Here is a 6,732-nt window from a genome sequence, read left to right on the forward strand (position 1 = left end):
GCTTTATCGGCATGTCAATCCGATACGAAGGAGGAAGTTCAGATGTACAGCGATAACGATCCCGTCTACCAGAATCCGATGACCTTGCCGGAGGAATGGGAGGATTACGGCATCGGCGATCCTTATATACTGCGTTACGACGGAATGTATTACCTATATTGCAGCACGAAGGACAACCGCCCCGGCGTCAAAGGGTGGAGCTCGCAGGACCTCGTTCATTGGACGTACGAGGGGCTGGTCACCGAGGATCCGATCACGACGAGCGCTTACGCGCCGGAGGTGGTCTACTGGAACGGCTACTTCTATATGTACACTTCGCCGGCGGGCAACGGGCATTACGTGCTGCGCAGCGACAAGCCGACCGGCCCGTTCGAGGTGAAGACCGGCAACTTCGGCTTAAGCATCGACGGCTCGGTGTTCATCGACGACGACGGGCAGTGGTACTTCACCCATGCCGGCACCGAGGGGATCGTCATTCATCCGATGACCGATCCGTATACGATGGGGACAGGCGCGAGGACGCTGGGCGCCGCCTTCCTCGGAGGCTGGACCGAAGGCTCAACCATCATCAAGCGCGGTGGAAAATATTATTTAACCTACACCGGCAATCACGTGTTCAGCAAAGGCTACCGGGTCAACTACGCCGTATCGGACGAGAGTCCGTTGGGCGAATATCGGGTGCCTGCCAATAATCCGATCTTGATTCATACGGAAGACAATTTCTTCGGACTCGGGCACAGCTCGACCTTCCTCGGCCCGGATCTGGACTCCTACTATATCGTCTATCACAATCTGGCCGGCCGATCCGCCGAAGGACCGCCCGTCCGGCACATGAACATCGACCGCCTCGTCTTCAGCGGCGGCCGGATGGACGTGCTGGGCCCGACGAATACGCCGCAGCCGGCGCCGAAGCAGCCGGAATTCCACAGCCGTCTGACGGATTCGGAGGCGATGAAGGATTGGCAGTCTTCCGCCGGGACGGATGGAAGCAAGCTGCTCGTGAGCAATGCCAAGTCGGAGGCCTCGTTCACGTCCGAATACAACTTCAGGCTGAGGAGCGCTCCGTCGGATGGCAGCGCTTGGATCAAGCTGTTGTTCGCTTATCAGGATTCCGACAACTATGGGGCCGTACGCCTCGATCCGGCCAGCGGCAAGCTGACTGTCGCTCAAGTGAGCCAGGGACAAGAGAACGAGCTCGGCAGCGTAGAGCTAGACGTGTCCTTCGACTATACGAAGCTCCACACCGTACGCGTTGAAAATGACGGTTCGCAGCTGCATGTGTTCTTCGACAATATGCAGAAGCTCGACCTGACGGCTCCGTTCGCGGCGCAGGGAAGCATCGGATATGCGGCGCTGAACGCCGACCCCGAATATTCCTACACCGCGTTCTCGAACGATGCCGGCGGCAGCAGCGACGCCGAGGCGTACAAGACGCTTCCCGGCACGATCGAAGCCGTTCACTACATGAAGGGCGATGGCCGCGGCTATTCCGTCGATGCCGTGAACGGACCGGCAATTCAAGCGGAGGAGGACGGAAGCCGTTCCGTCACGCTGTCTGGCAAGGGAGATTGGCTGTCCTATAAGATTCATGCGGCGGAAGCGGGCACTTACGGCATCTATCTGACGGTGAACCCGCTGGAGGGAGACACGGAAGTGGAGGTGTCCGGCGCAGGCGCGAAGGGGTCATTCGCCGTCAAGCCGTTGGATGAGGAAGGCTGGCAGGATCTCAAGCTGGGGACGATCCAGCTGGAGGCCGGCTATCATACGCTGACCGTCAAGCTGAAGAAGGGGACGCTGCAATTCTCGCGCATCGGCCTGTACCGGTCTGAGACCGCAGATGCGCCGAACGTGCTGCAGGACGTCGATTCAGACGATATGTCCGGCATGTTCTATTCGGCTCCCGGCGGCTTCCAAGGCAGCGGAACGGAGGATGACCGCTTGTTCGCGGGCAATACCGATTGGGACGACTACGAAGTGTCAGTGAATGTCGGCATCCCGCAGAATATTGCCGGCGAGGCGAGCGTCCTGGTGCGGACGACGAACGAATCCGCATACCCGAGCCAGGTGGCCGACTCGTTCATGGGGTATTCGATCACGCTGTCGGACGGGCAGGTGCAGCTTCAGAAGAACAACTACGACTACATGACCGTCACGAGCGCTTCGATCGACACCGTGCCGGGACAGACGGTGCCGATGCGCATTAGGTTGGACGGTTCGCGGATTCAGGTGTTCTGGAACGGCGGCGAGGAGCCGGTGATCGATTATACCGATCCCGAGGCGTTCTTCCATGGCCGGGTCGGCTTGCGCAGCCGTCTGTCCGCCTTCACTTTCACCGAGATGAGCGTCACGTCCAAATAGAGAACTCAAGGGAGAGAGACCGATGACAACCCAAAGCTATATCAAGGACTACCCGCGTCCGCAATTCGTGCGGGATCAGTGGATGAACTTGAACGGAGAATGGGGGTTCCGCTTCGACGACGAGAACCGCGGCGAAGCGGAAGGCTGGCCGAACGGGCTTCAAGCCGACCGCCGCATTCGCGTTCCGTTCACCTATGAGACAGAAGCGAGCGGGATCGGGGAAGAAGCCTTCCATCCGCAAGTCTGGTACGAGCGGACGATCGACGTGCCCGCGGGCGTCTCGGGCAAGCGGGTCATCCTCCATTTTCAAGCGGTCGATTATGTGGCCAAGGTCTGGATCAACGGCAGCTATGCGGGCCGGCATCAAGGCGGTTATACCGCGTTCAACCTTGATATTACGCCGTACGTCCGGTTCGGCGCCGCGAACCGGGTGACGGTCAAGGCGGAGGATAGCTTCGATTGCGCGCAGCCTCGCGGCAAGCAGCGCTGGCAGAAGGACAGCTTCGAATGCTTCTACGTGCAGACGACCGGCATCTGGCAGACCGTCTGGCTGGAATACGTGAGCGATACCCATCTCGAATCGGTGAAGATGACGCCGGACTTCGATCAGCGCTCGGTCAGCTTCGAGTACCATGTCCCGGGAGCGAATGCGGCGGAAGAACTGCAGCTCGAGACGACCATCAGCCTGCGGGGAGAGGTCGTCAAGCGCATCTCGGTCAATATCGACCGCGCTTGGATCCAGATGTCGGTAGGACTCGTGCATGAAGCGAACGGGCCATGGAAATTCGCGGCATGGTCGCCGGGACGCCCGAATCTGTACGACGTCGAGTTCGTGCTGTACCGTCAAGGCGTCGAGGTCGACCGCGTCCAGTCTTACTTCGGCATGCGGAAGATCTCGATCCAGAACGGCAAGGTGCTGCTGAACAACATTCCGATCTATCAACGTCTCATTCTGGACCAAGGGTACTGGCCGGAATCCCATCTGACGGCGCCTTCGGAGGAAGCGCTCATCGCCGATATCGATCACATCATGAACCTCGGCTATAACGGCGTGCGCAAGCATATGAAGATCGAGGATTCCCGATTCCTGTATTGGTGCGATGTGAAGGGGCTGCTCGTCTGGTCTGAGATGGCGGCGACCTTCGAATTCAACGACCGGGCCGTCGAGGCGTTCACGAAGGAATGGGTCGAGATCGTCCGTCAGCAGTATAATCATCCGAGCATTATCACGTGGGTGCCGTTCAACGAATCGTGGGGCATTCCGAACGTGCTGAAGAACGTGAATCAGCAGCAGCTGACCGAGGCGATCTATCATCTGACCAAGTCGATCGACCCGCACCGGCCCGTCGTCACGAACGACGGCTGGGAGCACACCGTCTCCGACATTCTCACGCTTCATGATTACGAAGAAGCCGGAGAGCGCTTCTTGAAGCGGTACGCAGACAAGTCGGACATCGTGGACAACCGCATCGCGTTCAACAACGGGAAGTACGCGCTGGCTGAAGGGTACAGCTATCGCGGACAGCCGATTCTGATCAGCGAGTTCGGGGGCATTGCCTTTCAGTCGGACAAAGGCTGGGGCTACGGCAACCAAGTCAGCTCCGAGGAAGACTTCATCGATCGGTTCAAGCGGATTACGCAGGCGATCCAACAGACGGATTACATCGTCGGCTACTGCTATACGCAGATTACCGATGTGCAGCAGGAGATTAACGGACTGCTGACCGAAGACCGCAAGCCGAAGGTGGATCCGGAGATCATTCGCAAGATCAATCTCCGCCAATCGTAGGGAAGTGAGCGTTTGGAGGTTTGATCTTCGCTGATCGCGGGGAAGAGATAACATTTGGAAGTTCGATCCATGCTGATCATAGGGAAGAGAGAGCATTAGTAAGTTCGATCCAGACTGATCGTAGGGAAGTCAATACATTCTTTAAATCGCGTCGCGTTCCACGCCTCTCTTGATAAGAGGGTGAAGGAAGCGCAGAGGGAGAGGTGAACTGTCATGAAGGCTAATGGCGCCATTCGAGTGGATGCCAGCCAAGTCTCGGACCATCGCATCAACTCGTTCGTGTTCGGGCATTTCGTCGAAGATATACGCGACCATATGGACGCTATGCTTGCCTTCCCGCTGAAGGATATGGACTTCGAGAGCATGGATCATTCGTATCGCGGATTGTCCGGCTACTGGCGTCCTTATACGAACGGAAGGAACACGAAGTATGCGCTGGAGCCGGCCGCGGCACGGCATTCGGGGCACAGCCAAGCGGTGCGCATCTATAGCGACGACGAGGCGTATGCCGGCATCCGTCAAGCGATTGCCGTGCAGGAGGATTCGGACGGCTATAAGTTGACGCTGTATGCGAGGGCTTCGGTGGAGATCAAGTTCGTCGCGGCGGAGATCGTTGATTGTATGACCGAAGAGGAGCTGGGCACGGCTCGGATTCAACTGGAGAGCCATGACTGGGCGGAATACGAGGCGCGCCTGCCGGTGAAGCGGGAATGCGAGCGGGCGGAGCTGCGGATCTATGTCCCTGCGGAGCATCCGCGGTGGCTGGATCACGTCTCGACGGGCATGCTCTGGTTCGATCATGTGTCGCTGCTGCCGTCGGACAGCGCAGGCTTCGTTCGCCGGCAGGTAATGGAGCTCACGGGCGAGCTGAACGCAGGCATCATGCGGCTCGCGGGCAACTACATCAGCGCCTATCATTGGCAGCAAGGAGTTGGACCGATCTATGAGCGGCCCAACCTTGTGAACGAAGCATGGGGCGGATGGGCGAACAAGTACTTCGGCACGGACGAATTCATCCGGTTCTGCCGGGAGCTGGGGGTGGAGCCGCTCATCTGCGTCAACGACGGCTCCGGCACGCCGGAGGAGGCGGCGGCTTGGGTGGAATATTGCAACGGAGCCGCCGACACGCCATATGGGCGAATGCGCGCTGCGAACGGACATCCCGAACCCTATGGTGTGAAGTATTGGGAGATCGGCAATGAGGTATGGGGAGCCTGGCAGGTCGGGCACTGCACGGCCGAGCAATTCGCCGAGCGTTATGAGCAGTTCGCGTCGGCTATGAAGGCGGCGGATCCCGGTATTAAGCTGCTGGCCTGCGGCGATGCCCGCATGGATTGGAACAAGCCGCTGCTGGAGCGGGCTTCCGAGCAGATCGACTATTTGACGATTCATCTGTATCACGGCTGTCCGCGCTTCGGCATGAACGATCATACGCCTAAGCTGGAGCGGTACAAAGCAATGGTGTCGTTCCCGGAGTGGACTCGGGAGACGATCCAGGAGCTGCGTGAGCTGTTTGGATCGAACGAGCGTTATGCCCACTTGAAGCTGGCGGTCACTGAATACAACACAATGTATTACCCGAATACGATTCGCAAAGGCTTGCCCAACGAGCATACGCTTGAAGCTGCGGTGGCGAACGCGGCGAATTTGAATGAATTCCTCCGCAGCAGCGATCTCGTGGAGATCGGCAACTTCTCCGATCTGGTCAACGGCTGGCTGGGCGGCTGCATCCGCGTCGGCGACTTCTATGCGGACCAATTCCGCGGGAAGGCGCCTGGCTGGACGGGCAAGGGAACGGTCGTGTATGGCACGCCGACCTACTATGTGATGCAGATGTATGCTAACCGCGGGCTGAGCCGAGTGATCAAGAGCGAGACGTCGTGCGGCACGTTCCGCGCGCAAGCGCCAGCGTCAGGTGCCGGTCCGAAGTTGGATGAGCTGCCAGTCTTGGACGTGGTCGCCTGCTTGGATGACAGCGGCGGCAAGCTGACGATCTTCATCGTCAATCGGGGGCTAGAGGCTGAGACGGTCGAAGTTGCGCTAGTCGGCTTCGCCGAGTCGGGCGAAGCCCGCTTGTTCGAGCTGACGGCGGACGACTTCGAGACGATTAACAGCGTCTGGCAGCCGGAAGCGGTGACTTGCGCGACGCATGAATTAACGTATGCGAACCGTCGGTTGATTTGCGAGCTGAAGGCTTCGTCCGTTTATGCGTTGGAAGTGACGGCGGGTAGGCAAGGCAAGCTTGCCTCGGCAGTACGTTAACGGCCTAAGGCTAAGGCGTGCTGGCGCGGCGCTCGAGTGTGCCCCAAGCGGTCGAGTTAGCGGGTTTGGCCGAGTAACTCACCCGGAAAGGCGCCCCAAGCGGTCGAGTTAGCGGGATTAGCCGAGTAACTCGCCTCGAAAGGCGCCCCAAGCGGTCGAGTTAGCGGGTTTGGCCGAGTAACTCGCCCCGAAAGGCGCCCCAAGCGGTCGAGTTAGCGGGTTTAGCCGAGTAACTCGCCCGGAAAGGCGCCCCAAGCGGTCGAGTTAGCCGGTTTAGCCGAGTAACTCACCCGGAAAGGCGCCCAAGCGGTCGAGTTAGCGGG

3 protein-coding genes are annotated in these 6,732 nt (G+C 59.1%); all 3 read left to right on the plus strand.

Annotated features, from left to right (window positions below; all coding sequences use genetic code 11):
* Positions 1 to 42 precede the first annotated feature (42 nt).
* Positions 43 to 2,358: a family 43 glycosylhydrolase gene (locus H4Q31_RS04275; protein WP_185177830.1), complete on the plus strand. Its 2,316-nt coding sequence runs from the start codon at positions 43 to 45 to the stop codon at positions 2,356 to 2,358.
* Positions 2,359 to 2,380: 22 nt separating this feature from the next.
* Positions 2,381 to 4,147: a glycoside hydrolase family 2 protein gene (locus H4Q31_RS04280; protein ID WP_185177831.1), complete on the plus strand. Its 1,767-nt coding sequence runs from the start codon at positions 2,381 to 2,383 to the stop codon at positions 4,145 to 4,147.
* 213 nt (positions 4,148 to 4,360) lie between these two features.
* Positions 4,361 to 6,409, plus strand: coding sequence for an alpha-L-arabinofuranosidase family protein (locus H4Q31_RS04285; protein WP_185177832.1), 2,049 nt, complete (start codon positions 4,361 to 4,363; stop codon positions 6,407 to 6,409).
* Positions 6,410 to 6,732: the final 323 nt, after the last annotated feature.

Source organism: Cohnella lubricantis, assembly GCF_014212015.1.
GTDB classification, from domain to species: Bacteria; Bacillota; Bacilli; order Paenibacillales; family Paenibacillaceae; genus Cohnella; species Cohnella lubricantis.

Coding starts and splice junctions, on each gene's coding strand:
- H4Q31_RS04280 (WP_185177831.1), top strand. CDS start 2,381: ATGACAACCCAAAGCTATATCAAGGACTACCCGCGTCCGCAATTCGTG.
- H4Q31_RS04275 (WP_185177830.1), top strand. CDS start 43: ATGTACAGCGATAACGATCCCGTCTACCAGAATCCGATGACCTTGCCG.
- H4Q31_RS04285 (WP_185177832.1), top strand. CDS start 4,361: ATGAAGGCTAATGGCGCCATTCGAGTGGATGCCAGCCAAGTCTCGGAC.